Here is a 24,674-nt window from a genome sequence, read left to right as displayed (position 1 = left end):
AACGCGGCAAAACCGATTTTACTCAATGCATCATGCACAGTCGGGCACCTCAAAAATACGTAAGCGCTTACCGCTGGCAGGATGTTTTACGGTAAAGCTGTTTAAGCCGAACACGGGCTGGAGATAGCGCGACGTCAGTGCGTGCGACGGGTGATCACACACAATTTGCTCGCCCTGCGACAGGATAAGAACACGATCGGCAAACGTATCAATCAGGGACAGGTCATGCAGTACCGCTATTGCCGTAATCCCTTTGTTTTTAATGAGTGCCAGTAGCTGCTGGCGGGCCAGCGGATCAAGATGGTTCGTCGGTTCATCCAGTAAGATCAATAACGACTTTTGCGCCAGCACGCGCGCCAGTGAAGCACGCTGTCGCTCTCCCCCGGACAGCGCAGCCAGCGGGCGTGTTTTTAGTGCTGAAAGACCGGTTTCATCAATGGATTCGTGGACGATCCGTTGATTTACTCCTGCCGGGCAGGCGCCTAGATGCGGAATACGGCCCAACGCAACGTACTCTTCAACCGACAGCCTGAGATCGGGCATATCATTCTGCGCCATCACGGCTATGCAGGTGGCAAGCTGTTGCCGTGAAAACGTTGCCAGACATGCGCCGTTAAGCTGAATCGCCTGTGGCGGTGACGATAACTCACGGCACATTGCCCGCAGTAATGACGTCTTGCCACTGCCGTTTGGCCCGATGATGACCAGCCGCTCTCCCTCTCTGACGCTGAAGTGAATGTGATGCAAGAGCGGTTCGCCGTCCGTTCGGTTCAACTGCGCAATGTTGACCTGCAAAACAGAATCGGATTGAGGTAACGCTCTGGACGACGGCATGTTTTTCACCCTACAAATAGATATGTTATAACATAACAATTGAAGCACAAAAAGACAAGCGGCGGGCACGAATGAAACAGGGTGCCGCGATGTCGGCACCCTGACGAGAGAAAACGAAAAACGGCTTATTTAAAACGGTTGTGAAACAGGCTGGCCGTCACCGCTAGCATGCCAGCACCCAACGAGGTATGTAGCATGAGTGTGTTGAGCATCGTCACCTCCTCTTCGTTTTGGTTGCACTTATCGGTTTTACACCGCCTCAGCCAGCTTTTCCTCACTGGCCTCTTTCTCAATCAGCCGCATTAACAGCGACAATCGACGTTCAGTGCGCTCTGGTGTATCGGGCGGCAGGTTGTAACGCAGGGAGTAAAGTTTGCCTTTTTCGTTGTAGAAATCCACCACCAGCACCGGCATGATACCGCCAGGCACTTTGTTGTAATTCACCGACAACCGGGTGCGGCCTAACTGTAACTTTGCCGCCATTACGGTTTCGCCAACCAGTTTGGGATAAAGAGCACGATCTTCGGGCACGCTGATGACTTTCATTACCGCCTCCTGATTCTCTGGCACCTTGATGACAAAGCGCGGAGAACGCCGTCAGCGCCCTCCGCTTTTTCGTTAACCTGCCATTAGGCCTGATGTTCAATGGCTTCCGCCGTACGGTGTTCGATCGGAATGCGACGAGGCTTCTCGCTTTCCGGTATCTCATGGTGCAGGCCGACGCGCAGCAAACCGTCCTGCAGGCGTGCGGTGGTCACTTTCATATGTTCCGGCACGCTGTAGCTCAGACGGAAGTCTGAACGACTGATACCACGGTGCAGCCAACCGCTGTTCTGCCCTTCTTTTTCCGTATCGTTATCGCTGACCTCCTCTTTCTGTCCGGTCACGGTCAGACGACCGCCTGCTACTTCGATTTCAAGCTCGCTTTCTTTCCAGCCCGGCACGCTGACGGTCAGTTCGTAGTGTTCGTTATCAACCTGCTTAAGGTCGTAAGAGGGGGAAACCGACACGGGCGCATCACCGGTCAACTGGCTGAACAGCCTGTCGATACGGTTAAACCGGTCTGAAAAGGCAGAATCTGCGATAGAAGGAAATACGGGAAAATTACGTAATGCCATAGTGATAACCTCCTGAATTAATGGTTCATTCAAAAGCTCATCGGCGTGGGGACCTCCCCCGCTGCTCACAGACATTTATAGGATCATTTAGTGGGATTTCAAGCGAGGAAAATGAAATTTTTTTGGGCGTGAGTGGCTACATGGTTTTGCCTTTTTCGTTGATATTTTCTGAGCGCCGATCTGAAGTGGTGTTTGAACCGGACACATCTATCAATAGCATTACCACAACATGCAACTCAACGGTAATAAACGGCATAATGATGGGCGGTGCAGACAAGGCGGCAGAATCGAAAATACGCATCTTGCGTAATATTGAAGTACCCAGCCGAAACCCGGCACCAGATCGCTTTCCAGAGCTTGAACAGGCGACGTACGCACCTGACAGGTAATTCATTAACCCAATGATTTTGAAACCGATATCCTGCGTAAGTGTAGCCATTTATTCAGCCAGCGACTTTGAGCAAAGCTCAATAGAAAACGGTCAATATAAGCAATGTCCCACAGACGTATGCTAGCCCCGCCACACCGGTTGTTTTGCCTCGGGCAAGCAGGTAACTGGCCGTGAGTACCGCGCCAATAATGACGATTGAGGGAATAAAAAAAATCAACGCATGTACTTGTGGATTGAGCAGAGTAAAGCGCGCAGAAATATCAGCAAATTAAATGCAAAGGCGACCAGCACCAGCTCCAGCACTATTGCAATCGGAAAGGCATTTTGCCAGGGAAGAGACTCAGCAGGCTGTTTAAAATAAAGCTCAAGCTCTGTAGTGGAACAGGCAAGTATGGAGTTTTCCTGTAGTGCGATTACCTCATCTATTTCGAAACCATGTTGCAGTAATTCAGTGATATCACGCCCGACAAGCCATGATAAAAATCTCATTAAAATACCGTCAATGATTGAATTGCCAAAAAACCAACTTTAAAATTAATGATAAAACTCACCACACCGCAAATAGTTATTATATATAGCAGGATAAAAAGATTAGCTAATAGAAAATAACTACAAATGGTATTTATTGAAAAACCATAAATAATCCATATAAAGATACTTCACTATCAACATTAAAATTTTAACTTATTCCATTCACAATAATTACTCCATGACTTTGCATCTTCAAAGCCTGAACGATAGTTACAAGTAATCATACCTGTTCTGTTATGTGGGTCATATACTGCATCAATGTGTCCCCACGCGCCATAGACTGGAAGATTACAACCAGATTGCACTTTAAACCACTCTCTTAATTTTCGTGTAACTTTACCCTCTGGTTTATTTTGCTCTCCCATCAATAGATTATCAGGTGCAAAGCACCAACTTACTACTGTGGCATTCTCATCACCTTTATGAGATAAAAATACGATCAGGTAAATATCACCTTGCCTATTGTTTTTCGTATTAAAAACGGCTCGATAATTTACGGTATCATCACCATTGTCAGGCCATCCCTCCCAAAATAAACCACCCATCGCAAACAAATTTTTTTTAGTCGAAGTAGAGGAAATAATCAATCCATTCTCAAAATCCAAACTTCCGTCTTCTTTATTAATTTTCATTTCATATCCCCATACTAAATGTATTTCCAACAGGCTCTAAAACAGCCTTATAATTAGAAAGGGGAAATTGTGTTCCACCACCACTTCCGAATTTTGCTAGATCTTGTGATAATGCCTTGCCAGTTCCAACAATTATTTCGCGTTTTACCCTGTAAGCCTGTATCTGACCACGATAGCCAAATTTTGGATGTGGTAACGCCTGTAAACTTTTCCAAAGTGACTCTCTGCTCCCGCCTGCGGCATCCAGAGTTGTTTTGTCGAAATAAAAGCCAGATTGTCCGGGCACACCACCATAGACAATATCACCTTCCTTCAACATAGTATTTGTCCAAGTATCACGCCCTTTATATACGCCTCTCCCCTGCCACTGTCTTGCAAACGCGCCTTGGTTGTGATCATTATGTTTAGTTGGTTTATTAGGCTTACATGTACGCCTCAACGCCCACGGATCCACCCATCCCAGCGCATTCGGCGCATACTGATAAAGGTTGATCCCCCCCGCCAGCCCTATCGGGTCATGCTGGGTAAACCGGCCGCTGTCCGGGTCATAATAACGGAACAAATTATAGTGAAGCCCCGTTTCCCGGTCCAGGTACTGGCCCTGCATACGCAGGTTCTGCTCTACCACCGGAATTCGTTGATTCGATTCGCGCAGCAGTTTGCCCCACGGGCTGTTCACACCTTCCCAGGTCTTCTGGCCTTCAACGTCGGTCAGTAGCTCGGGCGTCCCATTTGCGGCGCAGTGGAACCAGAATATCTCCGGACTTTCCACGCCATCAATACGGGCCAGTGGCTCATAGCTCTGGCTGTCGCTGTAGACATAAGTCAGCGGAATATCGTCGTGGATTTCCTGCAGCAGACGGTAACCTTCCCACACAAACCGCGTTGTGACAGCATGACCAGACGGCTTACCCTGTAACGATTGTTGGCAGGTTTTACTGATGCGTCGGCCCAGCGGATCGTAACGGAAGCTCACTTTGTTGCGTGGCTTATTGCGATCACGCGGCTCGCTGATGACATCCGTCAGACGATGCTCACCATCGTAACGGTAGCGCCAGCGGGTCTGGCCGTCATCCTTCTCAGTGGTGCGGCCATGAATATCGTACTGCCAGCGAATCCCGTTCAGTTCGGTCACGCGGTTATGCATGACGTGGGAAGCGGCATGGCGATCCAGCGGGTTGCCTGCACCGTCCCAGCGCCAGTGTTCATTACCAGGCTGCGCGCCTTCCTGGCACAACAAACGACCAGCGTTATCGTAGTGCCATAATGTCTGGCTGAACGGATTATCGTCGCGCTCTTCACGGATCAGGTTGTTGCCGTAATCGAAATCGCGTCGGCGGGACCAGACGCGCGGTGCAGGTCGCTGGGCTTCCCCCCTGAAAACGTCACGGCGGCGCAGTCTGCCAAGACGATCGTATTCACTGCGCGTGGTCAGACCGCCCTGCGTGCGGCTGAGTTCCCGATGCAATGTGTCACGGGTAAACTCCGTCACCGGCAGGTTGTCGAGTGCGATGCTCAGTAAATGACCGCTACCGTAGTAAAGCTGCTTCAGGTTGCGGCCATCCGGCAGGGTTAGGGCTGTGCAATTACCCAGCGCATCGTACCCCCAGGCCAGTGTGCCCTGCTCCCCCTGTTCACTCACGATGCGGCCCAGCGCATCATAGGTAAACGTAATCTCCTGCTCAGCCTGCTGGCTCCACTCGGTGTCAGACAGTGGCAGATGCTGTGACACTTTACTTAGCTGACCACCACCACGGTAGTGATAGCGCGTCTGACCTTCCGGTGTCGTGCGCGCCAGCAGTTGTCCGGCCCGACTCCAGTGATAACGATGGGTAATCGCCTGAGGATGCCCGGCGGCAAAAGTGCGTGCTAACGTGCGGCCCGCAGCATCATACTCATAACGCGTGGCCACGCCGTCCAGTCCAGTCTGGGCCAGCAGCAGTGAATCTGCGCCCCATTCGAACTGATACTGCTCGCCGTTCTCGTTTTGCAGCGCCGTTAACCGGCTACGGCTGTCCCAGCTGCGTTGAACCGTCTCACCCTGGGCATTGCGGTTCGCGATTAAGCGCCCGACGTTGTCATAGCGGAATTCACTGCGTTTGCCATCGGCTGACTCGTGGGCCAGTGGCAGGCCGTTGTCACTCCAGCGCAACCGCTCTTCCCAGCCCTCTGCCCGCTCCAGCAAAACAGGACGGCCTGCTGCATCATAGTGATAACGGGTTTCTTCACCATCCGGCGCCGTCACACAAATGAGCCAGCCCAGCGGATGATAGCGGTAGCGCGTCGTCAGCCCTGAACAGTCTGTTTCACGGATGACCTGGCCTGCATCGTTGAACTCCCGACGATAGCTGTTGCCTGCCGCATCGATTTCTTCGATAACCAGCCCAAACTCATCCCGCTTATAAACGGTACTTTGCCCGAGCGCATCGACCACACGCTCAAGGCCATGATGGGGATCGTAATAGTATTTCGTTGTGGAGCCGTCTGCGCCTGCAACGACCGTTGGCAGAGAACGGTGGGACAGCCATTGCACTGCCTGCACACCGCCGTCCGCATCTTTCTCTTCAACACGGTTACCAAGATCGTCATAGGTGAAGCTCACCGCATTGCCCAGCGGATCGATGCGGCGCGTCATGAGTTCGTTTTCATTCCACTCATAACGCCACTTCTCGCCCCGTTCATCAATGAAACAGGTGATAAGGCCCGCAGCATTCCAGTGGTGTTCGCGCTGTTGACCGTCATAGGTCGACACCCGCGTAATGCCTGCTTCCAGATCGTAGTGCATATGGCAGCCATCACCGGTATTGGTGCGGTTCTCGACCACACGCCAGTGATCCAGTTTCTGCCAGCGATATTCACTTTCCAGTCCGCCCGGCAGCTGATGCCAGATCATTAACCCATCGTCGTTATAACGGAAACGGCGCGAGGTAATGCCAGCCGCATCGGTGACGCTGGCAAGCTGGCCCTGTTCTGTATAATCCCAGTGCGCTAGCGGCCAGTGCTGTTCACCATCAAAGTGACTGGCGGAGGTCGGGCGCTGAGGGTGCTGGTTGTCGCCGTAATGCAGTGTGACGTCGATGGCCAGCGGTGCATCATGAATACGCACAAGACGCGCCTGCTCATCCCAGCCCATCTCCAGCGCGTTACCGTATTCGTCGCTCAGCGAAGCCAGACGCAGTACCTGAGGATTCGCCGCTGTAGGTTTATAGAGCCGCCAAACCGCACCATCATCATCGGCAATAGCGATATCGCCCATTTCATTACGGCGCACCATCAGTCCTTCGCTGATGCTGTATAGCACCTCTTTATCCCCCGGCACCGCAAAGCGCAGCTCGCGCCCGTTGTCATCAAACCAGGTTGCCTGCGCGCCATCCAGCACTAAATAGCTGTCGAACACCGTTGCCCAGCCCAGACCAAATAATCCGCTGCGCTGCGTCAGGCTGTTGTAACTACGTTGGAAACTGAGCGGAAAACGGCCAGGAAGGGAGAAATCACGTTCGGCATCATCATTGAGGACTTTGACGCCAGTGGAGGCATGAACCGGAAACAGCGACGAAAAGGCCGCATTAATCGCCATATCGGCCATCATCCCCCCGGCCGCACCGGCGAGTGCACAGGGCATGTTTTTCAGAATCTGACTGGGTCGACCGCGGATCAGGGACAGGCCGATCATCGCTAAAGCCAGCCCGGGTACTTTACCGCTTTTGATCTCTCTTACCGTCACGGTTTCACCGCCAATGATGACATTGGGTGAAACGTCGTCACTTACCGTGGCTTCGCAGGTGGTTTTGTCTTTGGCGCGAACGGCTGGCTGCCCGTTAATAAAAACCTGCTTAGAACCCTGGGCCAGATATTGCGGCGCGCCGTGTTTTTCGCAGACAACTTTGTCCTGCTCCAGCGGAGACGTTCCGGCATCGGCTGACGCAACCGTAGGCTGCCACATCGCACTGCCAAACTGGCTGGCTGCAGCGAGCAACATGCCGCCGTAATCGGCAAAGCTTTTGGGTGACTGCGGTTCCGGCGGTGGAGTTTCTCCGGATACGAGCATGCCCGCCGCACGTGCCGCGAGAAGACCGTTCACCAGAACATTTTCTGATCCGCTGGCAATCACACCAGCGGGCGAAGGAGGGAACAGCATGTTTCCCAGCCCATCGGCTACTTTAGTGATGTCCTCTGAGAGGCCAACGGCATTGGCCAGTACGCCGCCCAGAATACCACTGAGCAGGCAGCTGGAACCAATAGCGGCCACACCGGCCGCGGCCATCCCTGCACCTAACAGGGGCGCGGCGGCGGTTGCCGCCGCGCCCACCGCCGCACCGATCACGGCGTAGGCTGCGCCCTCAGCGACAATACTGGTGATATCAGCAAAAATGCTGGAGTGAATGATCTCATCGCCCACGCGGGCCGCATGGTTATCCATAGCTTATGCTTTCCCTGGATTGTTCAGACTCAGACTGTGTTTAAAACTTTTCCAGCGCTCTCCATCTTCTTCATTGAAAGGACGCATCGCGGAAAGGGTAAAAATCATGAAAATGTTGCTGTCAGGAACCTGAGTAGCCAACTGCCGCTGCCACACAGCTTGTCCATTGCGCTCGAAGGCGGTTTCAACTTCCAGCGCCTGTAGCGCGCTATCAATCCCAGCCATAACCCGTACAAACGCTGTTTGCTGAATAGCGCCCATCTGACTGCGTAATGTATCCCATTGACGCTGGAATTCCGTCTCCGCATCGCTACCTTCAGGAATGACACCACGACTCACAACGAATGCCAGCCCACTGGCCTCATCCCGCAAAATATTCATGGTGGTGTCCTGCCACGCAGCAGGAAACAGCGCAAATGCGCCTTCATTGAACTGATAATTCATAGGGTGTCCGTTTATTGATTGGGTGTGGCTGACGTATTCAGGCTTCGATACGTGCCATCGGCATCATCGGCGTTAGTGAGTATTTGAGTGTTATCACGCGCCACTTTAATGTCGAAAAGACGAGGAGAGATATCCGGATCGCCGCCACAACTGACGTCATGGTTGTCTTCGCGAACCGTAATGATAAAGAAACTTTTATCACTGCTGTCGTCAACATCATACCTGAGACATTGATCGCTGAGTGTTGTCAGGTGATAACTATGAATGGCTTCTGTTGCCGCGCTGACAGCCTGGTCTGCGCTGATGTCATGCTGTCTGGCACTCATAGTGGTATTCAACATGATATGGCTGACCTTTTGCTGGTCAATTTCGAACATCAACTGTTTCTCACCCAGCTTGTAGATAAGCCAGTGTTGATTATCGCTGTCACTTTCTTTGCCTGGGCCATAGGCTTGCCGAACCTGTTCCACGCTATCGCCCACCACAATATTGCGAGCCGTCGGCACGCTGGCAGCGTCCACAAGAATCTCCGCCAGAATGGTATGGCTGGCATTTCCCACCGCCGTTGCGCTGAACAACGCAAAGCCGTCATAGCTGTGTTGGAAATAATTGTATCGCTGTTCATCGATGACCACTTCTCCGGCCACAACCGAGCTCAAGGCTTTGCCCGCACGGACGAAGCTCTGATTGTTCCATGCGTCACCAGGGGTGAAAGCGTAGTCGTTGAGCAGGACAGAGAAATCGTCGTTGCTCAGTGGAGGTACTGCTTCTGTCGACACCGTATTTGCCAGACTTAAAACAGGCGTGAAAAAAAACGCCAGTGTCAAAAATAACCTGATTAACGTCATATATTTTCTGATGAGAGAGGAACATTCAAAGCCAGATAATCGCACAAAGAGGTGACAATTGCTGCTGAGCTTTGTACCAGACCATCATTGTCAGTAAGCCGTTCCTTTACTCTTCAGAAGTAATAATCACTCTGCTCAGGCAGTCTGGATTTTTAGCCGTAAATGAAAAGGTGATGACCTGGCCGTTGGCATCGGGAGGTGATGTGTAGCTGGTTAGCTCATTTTCAGACTGACCACGCGGGTAATCCGTTAAACGGATAGTCCGATAATGGTTTTTGATCTCATTCAGCGTAATGCACTTCCCTTGCGGCGAAAAACTCAGAAAAGGTGCCATTCCGTCAGGGCTTTTACTCAGTCGCAACTCAATATCGTTAATCAGTAACGCATCGTTAAGCCTGATCCCGTCAGCCCGGTAAAAATTGATATATTCATTCTGACTTTTTAATTTAAACGCCAGTGGGGCATTGTGAATAGCCTGTACAGATAAACTCTTCACACTGGAACGCATTTGCGTGACAAAACTCCATATATCATTTGCTTGCATCTTTGCTTCCACTAATCCGCTTATAAAAAAACCTGCCAGTAACATGACTGATAGCTTACTTTGCCGGGTAATTTTTATCATACCAACCCCCATAATAATCCTCGTATAGCTCCTTCGTCGTGGAGGTCCTCTCACCTTTTCCGAATATACGCCCGATCTTCATCCTCGCGTCACTCTCAGTGATGTCACCTTTTTGCAGGGAGTCGAAGATAGCATTGTAATCTTTCTGATTCGCTGTATTGCCTGCTATGCCGATGTCCTCACCGTGATTAGCAATGATCTCACGCTGTACACGAATATTATTTAGTGTAGCTGCGCCCTCATCACTGAGTGTGCTGTTCAGGTAATTATCCTTAGAACTCAGATCAATATTGGGTTTATAAAGTGCATGTCCACTTTCATGTGACAGCGACTGTACGACTTTAGCAGCATCATTCATGTTGCTTTTATCGACAGTGATGATACGACCTTGACGATCCGCAAACGTCCCTTTCCCCGCCTCACCCTCTTTGAAAACCCATCCACGCTTTTTCAGGGTGGTGATGTCCTGTTTCATGGTAGGTGACTTCTCAACCAAACTGTCTACATCTTTGCCATAACCACTGAAAGAGGGCGTTTGCACGTTAGCGTGGGCAACGGCATTATTTGAAGCGTCGGCAGGTGCGCTTGCTAAAGCACCTGCCTTACCCGGCTTTCCCGGCGTAAATTTCTCCTGAACAGCCGCGCTGATATCGCCTTTGTGTCCCGACCCCGGCGCAGAGGTGCCCGGTTGCGCGCCTTCGGTGTTCAGATTCAGTTTTCCACCTGTGGTGATATTGCCGTCCTTCTCGACGAAGAAATTAAAATCTTTTCCGATAAGATTGATAGTGCCATTTGCATTCAGTTCGATGGCACTTTCGCCCGAGACAAGGCGTAGCTGGGTCCCCGACGCCAGAACATATTGCTCGACTACAGCATCAACTTTACCTTTACCGGTCAAAATCTCAGTGTCGCCTTTAACAGCCTGTACCTGATTGACTTCAACACGATGTAACTCACTTTTAGCGACATAGTGACTTCGTTCCCCACCAACAGTATGCGTTTCATCATTTTTGATGTTGGTGTCCATATTCTTCTGCGCCTGAAGCCATACCTGCTCCTCACCCGCCTTATCCTCAAAGCGCAATGCGTTAGCGGTGTCCGCCGTACCGTCTTTCGATCGGCTCAGAAAGCCCATCTGTGTGGCGGCAGCGGGCAGTGCCCACGGCGGCATACTGGCCTCATTGTAAACCCGGCCGATAATCAATGGACGGTCGGGATCGCCGTTGATGAAATCCACCACCACTTCATCGTTGACGCGCGGGATCTGCACCCCGCCAAACCCCTGGCCTGCCCAGGCGCTTGACACCCGCACCCAGCATGAACTCGTGTCGTCACCCTTCGCCAGACGGTCCCAGTGAAACTTCACCTTCACCCGGCCGTATTTGTCCGTCCAGATGCTCTCACCCTTCGGCCCCACCACCCTGGCCGTCTGCGGGCCGTGCGTCTTCGGCCACCGTGTTTCCGGGCGCGCACGGAAGGTCACCGCGGCAGGCAGCACCGTGAAGTCGATGTTGTGGCGCGTGGCACCCACGTCGCCGCTGGCGTAGCTGTTCTCTTCAAAGTCATAGTACGCCGACGTCACCAGGTATTTGCCGTTGTCGCTGAAGTGCGGCGCGTTCAGCAGCGCAAAGGTGTAGCCCGGCGCGATGCCCGTCGCCGTTCCGCTTCCGCTCACCTCGTGGTGCTCTGTCTGCCACACCTCCTGGCGGACGCGCGCGTAGTATTCGCCGTGACCGTGCTCGACAAAGTGGCCAGGCCAGTCGTACACGTCCACTGAACCCGGCGTCGGCGACACCGGATTCTGGCGCGCCTGGAGCATCCACGCGTTTGGCTTGCGGAAGTCGTAGTCGTCGGTGCTGTAGATGCCCGGCGTCACGCTCTCCGCCAGCGCCCACTGGCTCACGCCCTCCTCCGTCACGCTGCCGCCCGACGGCGTCACGTGGTACGCGATTGTCTCGTAGCCCGGGAACGGCTGATGCTGATCCGGCGCGTCGCACAGCACCAGCGTGTGCTTGTCCGCCTCGTGGCGGAAGAAGTAGTAAATGCCCTCCAGCTCCATCAGCCGGCTGATGAAGTCAAAGCTGCTCTCCTGATACTGCACACAGTATTCCCACACCCGGTAGCTGCCCGCCAGGCGCGTTTCCACGTTTACCGCGTACTCCTTCAGCAGCGTCTGCACAATCTGCGGCACCGTCTGGCTCTGGAAGATGCGCAGGTTGCGGTCGCGCTTCATCGGCCACAGGTCCGGCTCCACCGTCAGCCCGTAGACCGCATAGCGCACACCGCCCAGCTCCTCGCTGCGTACCCCAATCCGGGTGATTTTGCCGTTGATATAGCGCGGGTTCAGCGCGCTCATCAGACCGTCCGTCGGCAGCGTGAAGGTGACCGGTTTACCCAGCAGCGACTGGCGGTCAATGCGCGCGTCCGTGGAAAGCAGCTCCGCTTCCAGCACGAACGATTCAGACAGCGCCTCGCGGCCGCTCAGACGACGGAACAGCAGTCCCTGCGCGGGAAGTTGTACAGTAATACGTGAAAACATAGACATACCTGTTAAATATGAGGATCAAGTAACCAGACGCCTTCCTGATTAATCGTCAACGTCTGTTCGCGTTCGCCGTTTTGACCTGTCACTGAAAACGTGTAATTGCCTGGTGCCAGTTGCAGTGCGGCAAAACCATTGGCTGCCGGTACAACCGCCTGCGGCTGGCCGTTCACCTCAACGCGCTCGCCGGGCTGTAATTTGATATACACCTGCGCGACGGGCGCAGGTGGCGGTGCCACCGGCTCCTGCGCTTTTTCCGGTTGGGCCTGGGCAGTCTGCGTTTGTGCTGGCGCCGTCTGGGTTTGAGCCGGTGTAACAGAGGGCTCCGTCGGTGCCTGCGATGCGGAGGAAGCTGCCGGGGCCGTTTCCGTCTGCGCAACGTCAGCCGGTTCAGCGTCCTGTTTGTCGCCGCCCGCCATCAGTAAACCTGCACACACGCCCACCAGCACGCCCGCCGCGACCAGGCCCGGTAACGCAAAGCGGTTACGCATCAGTTTCTTCAGCGGTGTGGCCGGTGCAGCGGCCTCGTCGTTTTCTTCTACCGGCACCAGCATCGTGCCCGGCCCGGTGTTTTTCACTTCCGGCAGCGGTTCGGGCGCTTTTTCTGGCAGTACCAGGGAGGCCGCAAAAGCGTCAATGCTTTGCGGACGATCTTCCGGTTTCAGGGCCAGCGCGCGATCGACTGCCGCCAGCAAGGTCTGGCTGTAGCCGGCCGGCGCACGCTGAACCAGCGGTTGATAATTATCTTCAATACTGCGTACCACGCTCACCGGCGGCGGTGCGCCAGTAATTAGCGTGTGCAGTACGGCACCCAGCGCATAGATATCGGTCCACGCGCCCTGTTCACTTTCATCGTTGTCGCTGTATTGCTCAATCGGCGCATAACCCGGACGCAGCATGGTTTCGCTTTCATCCGAAAGGTTACCGATGGTTTTGCGCGCGGAGCCGAAATCCAGTAGCACCGGATCGCCGTTAATCTGAATCTGGATGTTATCCAGCGAGATATCCCGATGCAGATAACCCGCATCATGGATGGTCTTAATCGCACCCAGCAGGGGCGGCAGCAGGCGACGAATCCAGTTCTCATCGATCAGCTGCGGATTGCGCTCACGCAGGGCTGACAGTGTGGTCCCGCTGTAAAACACCGTGCCCATGTAGGCGGTGTCGTTTTGCACCCAAAAGCGCAGTACATGCAGTAGATTAGGATGGTTAAAACGCGCCAGCAGACGAGCTTCCTGAATAAAACTGTTCAGGCCGGCATGGAACGTCTTGCTGAACCGTTCACTGCGCAGTACCAGATTCAGATCGTCGCTGCGCACAGCCAGTGAAGACGGCATAAACTCCTTGATGGCGATATCGCGTTCCAGCTGGTGATCCCACGCGCGATAGACGATGCCAAAGCCACCGCCGCCGATGACTTCCTTGATTTCAAACTCATTGAACCGGTAACCAATCGGTAGCGCATTGGGTACAGTCTGGTGATTATCGTGTTCCGACATATTCGAACGCTCTCTGATAACGAACGGCTTTAGACAGCAAACTGGCAAACAAACTCGCCCTGCTCACAGCTGACCTGCACACGACGATAACGTTCGTCACGGGCATGGGCGCTGAGCAGTATCTGGCTCATTTGCGGCAACAGGGTATTGGTCAGGATGGCGTCGACCATGCGACCGCCAGACTCCACTTCCGTACAACGCTGCACGATCTGGCTGACCACCGAATCGTCAATAACGGCCTCAATACCGTGATTCTCTTCCAGCCGACGGACAATGCGTCCCAGCTGAAGTTTAACAATCTCCGCCAGCATCTCATCACTCAGCGGATAATACGGTACCACCAGCAGACGGCCCAACAGCGCAGGCGGGAAAACCTCCAGCAACGGTTTACGTAACGCGGTGCTGAGAGTCTCTGGCTCCGGCATCAGTTCCGGATCGGCGCACAGAGCGCTGATCAGTTCCGTACCGACGTTAGAGGTCAGAATGATAATGGTATTGCGGAAATCGATGTGACGGCCTTCACCGTCTTCCATCCAGCCCTTATCAAACACCTGGAAGAACAGCTCATGCACGTCAGGATGGGCTTTTTCAATCTCATCCAGCAGTACCACGCTGTAAGGGCGACGGCGGACGGCTTCCGTCAGTACGCCCCCTTCCCCGTAACCGACGTAGCCCGGAGGCGCACCTTTCAGGGTTGATACGGTGTGCGCTTCCTGGAACTCGCTCATGTTGATGGTGATTATGTTTTGTTCACCACCGTAAAGCGACTCAGCCAGCGCCAGCGCGGTTTCGGTTTTGCCCACGCCCGACGGGCCGCAGAGCATAAACACACCGACCGGTTTGTTGGGATTATCCAGACGGGCGCGCGAGGTGCGGACGCGTTTGGCAATCAGATCCAGACCGTGGCGCTGACCAATCACGCGCTGGTTCAGCGTATCGGCCAGATTCAGCACAGCGTCGATTTCGTTCTTCACCATGCGGCCCAGTGGGATACCGGTCCAGTCAGATACCACCGCTGCGACCACACTGGCATCCACGGCGGCAAACAGCAGGGGCGCTTCGTCCTGTACCGCCTGCAGCTTCTGCCGGGTGTGATCCAGCGCCTCACGCAGCGAGGCTTCTCCTTCCGTCACGCAGCGGGCACGGAGTGCAATCAACTCTTCGACCAGTTCGCGCTCCTGCTGCCAGCGGGCGTCCAGCGCATCACGCTCGGCCTCCAGTGCGCTGCGTTGCGCAGCAATGGCGGCCTGACGGGTTTCATCGCCCAGCCCGACTTTCGCTTCGCGTTCCGCAATGTCTGCTTCAATGTCCAGCGCCGCCAGGCGGTGCAGACAATCTTCCAGCGCAGGCGGCTGAGCGCCCTGGCTGACGGCCACGCGGGCGCAGGCGGTATCCAGTAACGCCACGGCTTTATCCGGCAACTGACGGGCAGGAATGTAGCGGTGAGACAGCTTTACGGCGGCGCTGACGGCTTCATCCAGGAGCAGTACCTGGTGATGTTTCTCCAGAGCACTGACGGTGCTGCGCAGCATCAGGATCGCTTTCGCTTCATCCGGCTCCTGCACCTGCACGGTCTGGAAACGGCGGGTTAACGCGGGATCTTTCTCAATGTATTTTTTGTATTCGGCCCAGGTGGTTGCGCCAATCGTGCGCAGCTGGCCACGGGCCAGGGCGGGTTTTAACAGGTTGGCGGCATCGCCTGTGCCCTGTTGTCCACCCGCGCCTACCAGCGTATGAATTTCATCAATAAACAGCACAATCGGCGTGGGACTGGATTGCACCTCGTTGATCAACGCCTGTAAGCGCGCTTCAAATTCGCCTTTCATGCCCGCACCAGCCTGTAGCATACCGATATCCAGCAGCCACAGTTGTACGTCGCGCAGCGGTGCAGGTACGTCACCGGCCGCGATGCGCAGCGCCAGCCCTTCTACCACCGCCGTTTTTCCCACGCCGGCTTCACCGGTGAGTAACGGGTTGTTCTGGCGGCGGCGCATCAGAATATCCACCATCTGGCGGATCTCTTCATCACGGCCTGCGACCGGATCGATTTTTCCGTCCCGTGCGCGGGCCGTCAGATCCTGTGCATACTGCGCCAGCGTACTGGTGCCCGCTGCCGCTGGCGCGGCGGCCTCACCGGCAGGCGGCACAACGGCCTGCTGAACCTCCTTGCTGTTCGCCAGCAAGGTATCAAACTGCGCCAGTAACGCATCGGCATTGATGCGCGAAAACTGCGGTGAGATGCCTTTCAGCACGCTGGCCAGATTAAAGGTTTTCAACATCCCGATGAGAAGATGCCCGCCGCGAATGCGGTTCGCGCCATATTTCAGCGACGCATAAACCCAGGCGCGTTCAACGGCGCTGTCGATGTGTTCTGCGAGATCGGAGACCGCACTGGCGCCGCGCGGCAGGCGGTCCAGGGCAGCGACGATATCCCGCGTCAGCGCGTTTTCATCCAGTGAAAAGTGCTTAATCACCTGCTGAAGATCGCCATCCTGCTGCTGCATGAGCTGATGCAGCCAGTGCACCAGCTCCACGTAGGGATTGCCACGCAGTTTGCAGAAGGCGGTCGCACTCTCAAGCGAGGTAAATAACAGCGTATCCAGTTTGCCAAATAGTACGGCACGGCTGATTTCTGACATATCGGTTCTCTTTAATGAAAGAAGCGGCTAAATATCGGGGAAAGCGGTTGCGCCGTTACGGCATGGCCTCAACCTCAAAAGCAAAATCTTCACGATCTATGGGCTGCGGTTGCTGTCCAAGCCAACTGGTATAGCCCAGCCGCGCCTCACCGCCCAGGGTTACCCCTTTCACGGCGTCGGCCGCCAGGATCAGGCTGAGATCCCACTGCATCTCAATCCCTAAATAGTGACGTACCCAGTCGCGCACTTCGCACGCGCCCTGAGCATTGGGTAAAAAACGTTCATACTGCTCGGCACTGAGTGGCCCGATGCGCAGGCGGAAGCGATGCTGCACATCACGCACGGCCACGCCAAGGAAAGCGGACTCACCCAGCCGCGGCATGTGGCGTCCTGCTGACAATCGCGCCTGATCGCGGCTGTCCAGCGCTAACCATTGCGGCACGTTCTGCTGCAACATCACCGGCACACCAAAGTAATGACGCAGAATCCGCACCAGGCCTTCGGCATCATGACCGTGACGGCTGAGGTGGCCGGACAGCATCAGGCGCGCATGCAGGCTGAGCGAACTGGCTTGTTGCTGAGCCGGTAAGCCAATGCCTGCCACACAGGCCAGGTAATCCTGAAAGCGTCGGTCATCACGGCGATCCAGCGAGCTGGTGGGCTGAGCATTCGCCCAGGCCCGGTAAAACAGCAAGGTGGCGCGATGGTGGAACAGATCGGCAAAGGCGCTCAGGCTGTGATCCTGGTGGTGATCGATGCGGCCACGAACGTATTCCGTTAAGTGCGTCGGTAACGGGCCGTTAGGGCCGAACAAGCCAAAGCTGTAGATGGACACGTCATAACGGTCGTCCTGCTCGCGCGGTTTAACCTGTGACACGGTGGACGGTGCAAAGGCCAGCGAAGGGGTTTGTCCGATGCGCACGGCTTCAAATTTTGGCAGCGGCGCTTTACCTAAGGCATAACGCTGACCGCTCTGGGCATCCAGCTTACGCAACAGCTGAAACAGGTCGTAGCGCCAGGGAGCGGCCATGACCGCCTGCCAGAAATCATCGGGCAGGCGAACGGCCCGCTGTAAGGGAATGATGTGCGCCGTTTCACTCATAGCAGCGCCTTTTTACCCATGCGCGGTGGCCAGTAGCCCACTTCGCCGCGCTGCTGGCTGCTCAGGGTGAATTCGGTAAAGCTGTTCAGCGCCACGAGGCGAGAGAAGACGCGCTCCAGTACGCTGCCAAACAGCCACGGACTGGCACCTGAAAAAGCCTGTTCATCGACTTCCAGCGCGATGCTCACGCCGCGTGCAAAGACCACCGGGCCCGGTTCCGGTACGCGACGGTGCACGGCTTTCAGGTTGCAGTGCCGTATGCCGTCGATCTGGCGCGTTAGCGGCGTTTCCGCCAGGCTCGCATACAGACTCAACATCTGGCGCAAGGCCGCCGCGCCTTCCCCCTCACTGCTGTCCATCAGGCTGAGATAGTTCATCTGCAGATGACTGATCAACCGCCACGCTGACAGCCCTTCTGCCAGCGCGGGACGTGGCGGCGTGGGCCCTTTGCATAAGGTAAGCTGCCCGACCGGAATTGAGTCGGGCATAACAAAGTTGCCCTGCTCCTGCTGTAACAGCATTAACGGCAGATCGCGGCTGGTACACATCACCTCGGCAGACAGGTAGCGGATATCGCTGTTCCACGGCGTGTGGTTTTGATCGACCAACGACAAAAATACTTCAGAGCCGATATAGCCTGTGCGGGTGCCATAGCGCAGCGCATGTTCGGACAGTGTGCGCTGTTCGCGACGCAGCGAGAAATAGGCGCCGTAATCGCCGCCATCGTGGCTGAAGGTGCTCCAGAAGGGACGGAAAATCTGCTCTTCACGCTGCCCTTCCACCGAGGCAAACAGCCGCTTCACCGAATGAATTTCATAGTCCAGTGGGCGGATGTTATCGACCACCAGATGATATTCATGCTGACTGTCACTGACTTTGAGTCGCTCAGCCGTTTTCGGGAACAGGTTGATCACCGGCGTGCAGTGCAGCGCCAGGTGCGTATTGTCGACCACGCTTTCCAGCGCGGCATCTGCTTTATCCAGCAGGATAACGATGTCAAAAGACTGCGTGTTGTCGCAGCGGCGCAAAAACGGCGCGAGCTGGCGCAGGCTGACAAACTGGAAACGTGCCGGGAAAGCGAAATATTCCTGTAGCAGACGATAGCCATCGAAATTACGCAGGTCATCCGGCAGCAGCGCCTGATCCGGCGAAAAGCCTTCCTGCTCCAGCGCATCGTCTGGCAGCGACTGGCGCTGCGGTTTTGCTTCCACGGACTGCAAAATAATGCCGCTACGATGCTGCATCAGCAGCTCCATCAGCTTGAGCGCCTGAATATCCGGGCCGCTGAGGAAAAACATAATGTCGTCCAGACTGAGCTGGCTCAGCGAGGAAATGCCTTCGCAGGTCATACGGATGCGCAGTGCACTGGACACCCCGGACGATCCGCGTGCCTTCAGTTCTCCCAGCGGAATATCCGCCGGTACGCCCCCCAGGGAGACATCGCTGATGCGCAGCGGCTGCAACATCACATCATGTGCCGTGCTGTAGCTGCAGGTGACACCGGTTTTTTTCAGGTTCTGGCTTTCCATCATCGTGCCGCGCGGCACTAAAAAACCATTGCTGATATCGCCTTTCCGGCTGTCCGGCGTCAGTTGCGCAATGGCCATGGACGGCGTGGGAGACAGATAGCCGGGCGCCACCATTTCCAGCATGCGCTGCGAAAAGCGCGGGAACTCCGCATCCATCTTTAGCTGCACACGGGAGGTCAGGAAAGCAAAACCTTCCATCAGCCGCTCGACATAGGGATCGGCAACGTCAATGCCGCGCATCCCGAGCCGTCCGGCGACTTTCGGATACTGCGCAGCAAATTCCGCGCCCATCTCACGCAGATAGGCCAGTTCACGGTTGTAATAATCGAGCAGCTTGCTGTCCATGATTAACCTGCATCCTGTAGTTCAAAATGGCCGCTCTCTAAATCCACTTGAGTGCGGAACAGAAACTCCAGCGGGTAAGGTACGCACCATAACCGGCCTTTTATCTCGATCGACAAAACGTTGTGCAGGCTGAGGGAGGTCAGATCGCTGACGCAGCGCACCTGCAGGCCCTGCGGTATAATACGCGGTTCGAAATGCAGGATGGCATCGGTCATTTTCCGCTGCATATCCTGCCACTCAATGTCAGAAATATTCTGTCCGGCCAGCGGCGCGACGCCAAAGTTCAGCACAGAGCGCTGTACCTCATTCAACCCGCTAAGATCGTGCTGTGCTTCATTGTTAATGGTGTTGAACAGCCACTGAAGATCGCGCAGTACATTGCGTCGCAGCGTGCTGTGGGTAATCACCGAACTGTTGCCCGATTCTGTCGCTTTCTCGGGTGCATCATCCGTCAGTCTGTCCAGCAGCGATGACTGAAGCTTATCGCGCGCGGTCAGCGTTTCGCGATTTTTACGCGAACGATAGCCGCCATGCAGCTGTGAATAGCCGTCACCGGATGAATTGTCGTTACGACTCATGAGGTAACTCAGTTTCGTTGAAAATCATCTGTTGCAGCGTCAGTAAGGGAAAGTCTGCCTCGTCACTGAGCCACATTTTTTGTCCGTGCCCAATGAACTGCCCTTCGTCACCGTCCAGTGCCTGCCATTCTGTGATGCTGGCACGCAGGAAGCGTTCGTCCGCGCCTTCCTGAAGAGGATAACGAACCGGGATCTGACAGATTTGCTCACTGCCATCCACCAGTTGCAAACGCGTATGACGCCAGACCAGATCCGTCACGCTTGCTGGTGCCTGGAATTCCATTTCCGCGATCGCCGCAAACGGGATCCAGTAATAGCGACCATTAGCAATCGCTTCACAGATCGGTCCGAAGCGACTGTCGCCGTCCATCAGCCAGGCGAACGGGCTTTCGCCCTCCTGCGCAACGGCACGACCGGCAGTCGCTTCTGCGCTGTCCAGCGCCTGAGCACGCAGTGTCGCCCCTGCTACGCTATCCCCGGCGATATCGGCTTTTAACGCGGCCAGCATCAGATTGCACCAGGGCCAGGCACTGCCAGGCAATTGGGGATCGGCCTCGCCGCGCAGGACAGCCTCACGTAATACTTCGCCCGCAATTGCCTGTTGCAGCAAGGTAACGGTGGGCTGCGCCTGCGGCAACATCGCCAGCCAGGATTTCAGTTGTGTCTGTGCCCGCTTCCAGTTACCGGCAAGGCACAACAGCTGGACGAAGGCAGCCCGTAAATCGGCATCCGCAGGGTTTGCCTGGATTTGCGCGGTAATGCTGGCCAGGTTTTCTGCCAGAGAGGCGCTAGCCAGACGCTGTTGTAAAGAATCCATTCAAACTCCTTATGCCTTAGTTGATGGTGCGATAGACGGCGGCGGCCGGATCTTTCAGTTCCGGATGGAGTTTTTCCACCAACTGCACTTTGATTGAGGCAGGGCTGCTCAGCCAGGGTGACCAGGTTTTACGCACTTCCTGCAGGCGCGCCCGCAGGGCATTTTCATCTGCGGCTTCGCTGGCAGGCATCGCCACAACGACCTGATTCACCGCCTGCCAGCCGTTGAGTTGTGGGCTGAACGGCAGCACCAGCCAGCTGTCTGGCGATTTTTCATCACTCAGCACCATGCGCTCGCTGTTGACCGTGGTAATCGTCAGCTCATCAAGCTGTTGTTTGTCGCTCAGGCCCGCCACCGGGAAACCCTGTAAGAAGCTGACAGAGACGGGTTTGCTCTGGCCCTTGCCCACTTCCGTTAAGGTACTGTGACCGCTCAGCCAGCCATCTTTGCCACAGGTCACGCCCTGCTTAGCGGGCACGAAGACGGCACTTGACTGCGCGGGCTGATGCCACCAGGTCCGGAAATGACAGCCATCCAGCAAACTGAACTGCAGCCATGGCGTGGTATCGGCGGGTGGAGAATTCAGCACGACCGGCGCGGCGGGTTGCGTCTGCGTCACCGGTGCCTGCTGCTGTGCAGTGGCAGCCGAAGCAGGTTGGGAGGTTGCCAGCGGTGTAATAACCACTTTCCACTGCTGCGCTTTTGCCGCACTGCCGTTACCCAGTTGGGCACCTTCGGTATCGGTTAATGTCCAGTGCAGTTGTTGCAGCGGCTTACATTGCGAGCCCATTAATCCGGCGACACGCGGCAGAAAATCATTTAATACTGAAGGATCTTTATCCCCGTGCGTCACAATGCGCAGGTTCACCGTGCTCTTACACCAGCTTGCGAGCTGGTTATCTTTAACATCATCAATCCAGACATCCAGTTTCTGAGTTGGCGACTGCACAATGCGATAGTTCTCAGCAAAGGCATGGGTACTCAACAGCATTGCAGCCAGGCCCACTAATCCATATTTCATGTTGGCGTTCTCAATCTCGAAGAGGGAAAAACTGCGCCGCATCTGACAGCGAGTGCAATAAAGTGGTGTCTTCCGGGGAACCTACCCAGACAGCCATGGCGCTGAAGTTGTCCTGCTGACCACCCTGCGGTTGGCTGTTTTTGATAATTTGTTGCATCAGGGTCAGCCACTCTTCTGGCGTGTTCACCATATGCAACGATTGCTGCATTTGTTCCAGCGTGACGCCATGCCAGAAGCCGTCCGTGCACAGCAGAAAGGCGTCGCCGTCTTCAATAGGCACCACGTCGCTATAGCTGGCATCACGCTGTTCATCGCCCATGCCGAGGGCGAAATAAAGCAGGTTACTGTTGATGCCTTCGGTCTGATGACCGGCATCTTTCATTTGCTGCACCAGGCTGTGATCGGTGGTGACATGATAGAGATAGCCTCGGCGAAACAGATACAGGCGGCTGTCGCCTGCGTGGGCCCAGTAAGCCAGCTCATAGTCTCTGTCGATAAACAAACTCACCAGCGTGGTGCCCATGCGACTGTGCTGACTGTTGGCTTTTTGCTGTTGCCGGATTGCGTCGTTGGCATAATTGACGTAATCGCGGATAGTTTGCGCATCCAGGTGCGCATTGCCATCGAAGGCTTCCATCAGGCTGCTGCGCGCAATTTTCGCTGCCACATCACCGCCAGGAAACCCTGCCACACCATCGCACACCACAAAGCAGGCCGAACGTTCACCGATGCGCTCACCAGTTTGATCCTGATTGGTGGCGCGGTCGCCCTGATTCGACGTGGAAGCAGTAGAGATATTCATGCGTCATCCGTGTGGGTTTGTGAGTCTTTATACTGATTTACTTCCATGTCGTACGCGTGCAAGAAGGCTTCGCCAAACAAGGTATGGAAGTCATCTTCGATTTCACCGGCGGTTTCGCCATAGCGCTGAACAAAATGTTCCCACAGCGCGGCTTTGCGATTACCGAGCAGACCAATGCGTGAGATTGATCCGTTCTGACGCGCCTCTTCTTCCAGCTGGTCGGGATTAAACGATTGCAGCATGGAGGCGATAATCGCACGAATACCGGCAATCATACCCAACTGATGGGCCTGCAAATCAATCAGCGCATCGCGTACCGCCTGGCGTGGTGGCATAAAGCCTGGCATGCGGCTTCCAAACATCTGCATCAGCACGGTCTTGCCCGAGGGCAACAGTTTAAACGGGTTATTCGCGTCGTCGAGAATAACCGTCATATCCGCCTTCACGCCGCGTTTCAAAATTGAGCGCGACGAGAGCAGCGCGACCGTTCCCTGTGAAAACATGCTCAGCATCTGGCCAAATTGCCGCATCTGCTCACGGTCGAATTGCGGGGTTGGTTGCAGATCCTGCAGACCCATGCCTTCGAGCAACGCATCCAGCAATTCACCTTTCAACGCATCACCGCTACTGCTGTTTCCTGTCGTCTGCTCTGCCCCACCGTTATTGTTGTGCGAGGCAACCGGATCAATACGCAGTCGTCCTTTTGGCGTCGGCGAAGGCGCACGCTGAACCGCCTGCGGCGTCGGTAACGTAATGCCACCGTAATCAATGGGACTCTGCGCCCCTTCAGGCGGCGCAGGCTCCGGCTCGGTTTCGAATACGGGATCGTGAGTGGGCTGCGTTTCAGTGTGATCAAACAGCGGTGAGCTGCTTAACTCGGCCAGCTCAACCGGCGCGCTGTCACGCGGTTCGGGAGCAGGCTCAGGCGTTTGCGGGGCCGGTTTCTGCGGGGCTGGCCGTGCTTCAGGTTGTGTAACCGGCACCTCAGGTTGCGCCAGCGGTACCGCGCCGCTCATCATTAATCCAAGGGGATCGTCATGATGACGTGGGTCGGGCGTATTCTGACTGCCAAACAGATTCAGGGGATCCAGATCGCCCGATGGCGCCTCGACTTTCGGCTGTCCCTGAGCATTTTGCTGGGCTGATAAGGTGCTCGGCGTACGATCATCAAAGATGCTTTCCTGTGCAAAGAGCGCATCGCCTTCATCAAACAGACTGCTGGTTTTAGGCTGTTGCCCGATATCCAGCGGCTTATCGCTGATTAACTGTGCCAGCGGATCTTCCGGATTACGGTTCGCCGCCGTCGAAGTTAACGGATTGGCATCTGGCATATCGGGGGCCGGCGTTTTACGCTTCGACAAATCATCCGAAATGGAAAACTCTTTTGCCAGGCTGTCCCAGATTTCACTCGGAATGGCCGCCGTGCTTGCTGTGGCAGTGACTGGTGCAGCGACCGGTGGCGCATCGTTCATGACCGGCGCTTTGGCTGGTGCAGCCGTCACCACAGGCGACGGCTGGGGTTGCTGTTCACCATTAAGATCGTTAACCAGCAGGCGGTAGTCATCAATACCCAGCACGTCGCCATCCTGCAATTCCACCTGGCGTCCCCGCTCCAGTGGGATATCGTTTAACAGCACACGCGTCACGTTACCGCGATTCGTCAGGCGGCATTCACCTTCAGCAGTGATATGCACAATCGCCTGCAGGCGGGAAATCGTGCGATCGTCGTCGGGCAGTACCAGATTGTTATCCACTCCACGACCAATTGTGCCGCCGGGAGGAAGAAAATCAAAACTGGTTTGCGGCGGTTGATGGCCGGGTTTAGCGGTTATTATCGTAAAGCGCATCACGGATTCCTGCGGTTAGCTGTTCGACATCTATATCGCGCGTCTCTCGGGGAGAAAGGCGGGATATAGAGGCTTAGTGGATTGTGCTGCCTGGTCTTCATTGTTTAAAT

20 protein-coding genes are annotated in these 24,674 nt (G+C 55.2%); all 20 read right to left on the bottom strand.

Going from position 1 to position 24,674, the window contains the following annotated elements:
- Positions 1-30: 30 nt before the first annotated feature.
- The gene (locus tag RAC60_RS09325) at positions 31-834 is read right to left on the bottom strand and encodes an ABC transporter ATP-binding protein (RefSeq protein ID WP_375093434.1); all 804 of its coding nucleotides are present in this window, start codon (positions 832-834) and stop codon (positions 31-33) included.
- A 249-nt stretch (positions 835-1,083) separates the two neighbouring features.
- A complete protein-coding gene (locus RAC60_RS09320; RefSeq protein ID WP_033742120.1) occupies positions 1,084-1,380 on the bottom strand; it encodes a hypothetical protein in 297 nt (98 codons plus the stop codon).
- Positions 1,381-1,463: 83 nt separating this feature from the next.
- Complete coding sequence (locus RAC60_RS09315) at positions 1,464-1,952, bottom strand: Hsp20 family protein (protein WP_033742122.1); 489 nt, start codon at positions 1,950-1,952, stop codon at positions 1,464-1,466.
- Positions 1,953-2,088: 136 nt separating this feature from the next.
- The gene (locus RAC60_RS09310) at positions 2,089-2,391 is read right to left on the bottom strand and encodes a hypothetical protein (RefSeq protein WP_205958569.1); all 303 of its coding nucleotides are present in this window, start codon (positions 2,389-2,391) and stop codon (positions 2,089-2,091) included.
- Positions 2,392-2,556: 165 nt separating this feature from the next.
- Positions 2,557-2,832 (bottom strand): hypothetical protein, encoded by a 276-nt coding sequence (locus RAC60_RS09305; protein ID WP_226375019.1) that lies wholly within the window; start codon positions 2,830-2,832, stop codon positions 2,557-2,559.
- Between the two features lie 182 nt (positions 2,833-3,014).
- Positions 3,015-3,506, bottom strand: a complete 492-nt coding sequence (locus tag RAC60_RS09300) for a hypothetical protein (protein WP_375093432.1) — start codon at positions 3,504-3,506, stop codon at positions 3,015-3,017.
- Between the two features lies 1 nt (position 3,507).
- Complete coding sequence (locus tag RAC60_RS09295; RefSeq protein ID WP_375093430.1) at positions 3,508-7,926, bottom strand: RHS repeat-associated core domain-containing protein; 4,419 nt, start codon at positions 7,924-7,926, stop codon at positions 3,508-3,510.
- Positions 7,927-7,929: 3 nt separating this feature from the next.
- On the bottom strand, positions 7,930-8,370 hold the full coding sequence (locus RAC60_RS09290; RefSeq protein WP_375093428.1) for a DcrB-related protein: 441 nt from the start codon (positions 8,368-8,370) through the stop codon (positions 7,930-7,932).
- 11 nt (positions 8,371-8,381) lie between these two features.
- Entirely contained in the window at positions 8,382-9,149 is a 768-nt protein-coding gene (locus RAC60_RS09285; RefSeq protein ID WP_375093426.1) for a hypothetical protein, read from the bottom strand.
- Between the two features lie 175 nt (positions 9,150-9,324).
- On the bottom strand, positions 9,325-9,843 hold the full coding sequence (locus RAC60_RS09280; protein ID WP_226375844.1) for a hypothetical protein: 519 nt from the start codon (positions 9,841-9,843) through the stop codon (positions 9,325-9,327).
- On the bottom strand, positions 9,818-12,382 hold the full coding sequence (locus tag RAC60_RS09275) for a type VI secretion system Vgr family protein (RefSeq protein ID WP_375093424.1): 2,565 nt from the start codon (positions 12,380-12,382) through the stop codon (positions 9,818-9,820). Before RAC60_RS09275 ends, RAC60_RS09280 begins: the two co-directional genes overlap by 26 nt.
- Positions 12,383-12,393: 11 nt before the next feature.
- Positions 12,394-13,884 carry a serine/threonine protein kinase gene (locus RAC60_RS09270; protein ID WP_375093423.1) on the bottom strand — a complete coding sequence of 497 codons (1,491 nt, stop codon included), beginning with the start codon at positions 13,882-13,884 and terminating at the stop codon, positions 12,394-12,396.
- Between the two features lie 29 nt (positions 13,885-13,913).
- Positions 13,914-16,523: a type VI secretion system ATPase TssH gene (gene tssH, locus RAC60_RS09265; RefSeq protein WP_375093421.1), complete on the bottom strand. Its 2,610-nt coding sequence runs from the start codon at positions 16,521-16,523 to the stop codon at positions 13,914-13,916.
- A 55-nt stretch (positions 16,524-16,578) separates the two neighbouring features.
- On the bottom strand, positions 16,579-17,625 hold the full coding sequence (gene tssG / locus RAC60_RS09260) for a type VI secretion system baseplate subunit TssG (protein WP_039338228.1): 1,047 nt from the start codon (positions 17,623-17,625) through the stop codon (positions 16,579-16,581).
- On the bottom strand, positions 17,622-19,499 hold the full coding sequence (gene tssF / locus RAC60_RS09255) for a type VI secretion system baseplate subunit TssF (RefSeq protein ID WP_375093420.1): 1,878 nt from the start codon (positions 19,497-19,499) through the stop codon (positions 17,622-17,624). Before tssF ends, tssG begins: the two co-directional genes overlap by 4 nt.
- Before the next feature lie 2 nt (positions 19,500-19,501).
- Positions 19,502-20,077, bottom strand: coding sequence for a type VI secretion system baseplate subunit TssE (gene tssE, locus RAC60_RS09250; protein ID WP_039338225.1), 576 nt, complete (start codon positions 20,075-20,077; stop codon positions 19,502-19,504).
- Complete coding sequence (locus RAC60_RS09245; RefSeq protein ID WP_375093419.1) at positions 20,067-20,894, bottom strand: type VI secretion system accessory protein TagJ; 828 nt, start codon at positions 20,892-20,894, stop codon at positions 20,067-20,069. The genes tssE and RAC60_RS09245 overlap by 11 nt, the downstream gene beginning before the upstream one ends.
- A gap of 16 nt (positions 20,895-20,910) precedes the next feature.
- Complete coding sequence (locus RAC60_RS09240) at positions 20,911-21,915, bottom strand: hypothetical protein (protein ID WP_375093418.1); 1,005 nt, start codon at positions 21,913-21,915, stop codon at positions 20,911-20,913.
- 10 nt (positions 21,916-21,925) lie between these two features.
- Positions 21,926-22,717: a PP2C family serine/threonine-protein phosphatase gene (locus tag RAC60_RS09235; RefSeq protein WP_039338221.1), complete on the bottom strand. Its 792-nt coding sequence runs from the start codon at positions 22,715-22,717 to the stop codon at positions 21,926-21,928.
- Positions 22,714-24,564: a type VI secretion system-associated FHA domain protein TagH gene (gene tagH, locus RAC60_RS09230; RefSeq protein ID WP_289367347.1), complete on the bottom strand. Its 1,851-nt coding sequence runs from the start codon at positions 24,562-24,564 to the stop codon at positions 22,714-22,716. The genes RAC60_RS09235 and tagH overlap by 4 nt, the downstream gene beginning before the upstream one ends.
- Between the last annotated feature and the right edge of the window lie 110 nt (positions 24,565-24,674).

Source organism: Pantoea sp. BR_17 (assembly GCF_041955125.1).
GTDB classification, from domain to species: domain Bacteria; phylum Pseudomonadota; class Gammaproteobacteria; order Enterobacterales; family Enterobacteriaceae; genus Pantoea; species Pantoea stewartii.
The sequence above is the reverse complement of the archived record's forward strand: the minus strand, read 5'-3'. Positions and strand labels throughout refer to the sequence as shown.

Excerpts from the sequence above, each read along its gene's own strand:
- RAC60_RS09245 (WP_375093419.1), bottom strand. The coding sequence starts at position 20,894 with ATGGATTCTTTACAACAGCGTCTGGCTAGCGCCTCTCTGGCAGAAAAC.
- RAC60_RS09290 (WP_375093428.1), bottom strand. The coding sequence starts at position 8,370 with ATGAATTATCAGTTCAATGAAGGCGCATTTGCGCTGTTTCCTGCTGCG.
- tssG (WP_039338228.1), bottom strand. The coding sequence starts at position 17,625 with ATGAGTGAAACGGCGCACATCATTCCCTTACAGCGGGCCGTTCGCCTG.
- RAC60_RS09300 (WP_375093432.1), bottom strand. The coding sequence starts at position 3,506 with ATGAAAATTAATAAAGAAGACGGAAGTTTGGATTTTGAGAATGGATTG.
- RAC60_RS09305 (WP_226375019.1), bottom strand. The coding sequence starts at position 2,832 with ATGAGATTTTTATCATGGCTTGTCGGGCGTGATATCACTGAATTACTG.
- RAC60_RS09235 (WP_039338221.1), bottom strand. The coding sequence starts at position 22,717 with ATGAATATCTCTACTGCTTCCACGTCGAATCAGGGCGACCGCGCCACC.
- RAC60_RS09295 (WP_375093430.1), bottom strand. The coding sequence starts at position 7,926 with ATGGATAACCATGCGGCCCGCGTGGGCGATGAGATCATTCACTCCAGC.
- RAC60_RS09240 (WP_375093418.1), bottom strand. The coding sequence starts at position 21,915 with ATGAAATATGGATTAGTGGGCCTGGCTGCAATGCTGTTGAGTACCCAT.
- RAC60_RS09275 (WP_375093424.1), bottom strand. The coding sequence starts at position 12,382 with ATGTTTTCACGTATTACTGTACAACTTCCCGCGCAGGGACTGCTGTTC.
- tssE (WP_039338225.1), bottom strand. The coding sequence starts at position 20,077 with ATGAGTCGTAACGACAATTCATCCGGTGACGGCTATTCACAGCTGCAT.
- RAC60_RS09325 (WP_375093434.1), bottom strand. The coding sequence starts at position 834 with ATGCCGTCGTCCAGAGCGTTACCTCAATCCGATTCTGTTTTGCAGGTC.
- RAC60_RS09320 (WP_033742120.1), bottom strand. The coding sequence starts at position 1,380 with ATGAAAGTCATCAGCGTGCCCGAAGATCGTGCTCTTTATCCCAAACTG.
- tssF (WP_375093420.1), bottom strand. The coding sequence starts at position 19,499 with ATGGACAGCAAGCTGCTCGATTATTACAACCGTGAACTGGCCTATCTG.
- RAC60_RS09315 (WP_033742122.1), bottom strand. The coding sequence starts at position 1,952 with ATGGCATTACGTAATTTTCCCGTATTTCCTTCTATCGCAGATTCTGCC.
- tssH (WP_375093421.1), bottom strand. The coding sequence starts at position 16,523 with ATGTCAGAAATCAGCCGTGCCGTACTATTTGGCAAACTGGATACGCTG.
- RAC60_RS09280 (WP_226375844.1), bottom strand. The coding sequence starts at position 9,843 with ATGATAAAAATTACCCGGCAAAGTAAGCTATCAGTCATGTTACTGGCA.
- tagH (WP_289367347.1), bottom strand. The coding sequence starts at position 24,564 with ATGCGCTTTACGATAATAACCGCTAAACCCGGCCATCAACCGCCGCAA.
- RAC60_RS09270 (WP_375093423.1), bottom strand. The coding sequence starts at position 13,884 with ATGTCGGAACACGATAATCACCAGACTGTACCCAATGCGCTACCGATT.
- RAC60_RS09310 (WP_205958569.1), bottom strand. The coding sequence starts at position 2,391 with ATGGCTACACTTACGCAGGATATCGGTTTCAAAATCATTGGGTTAATG.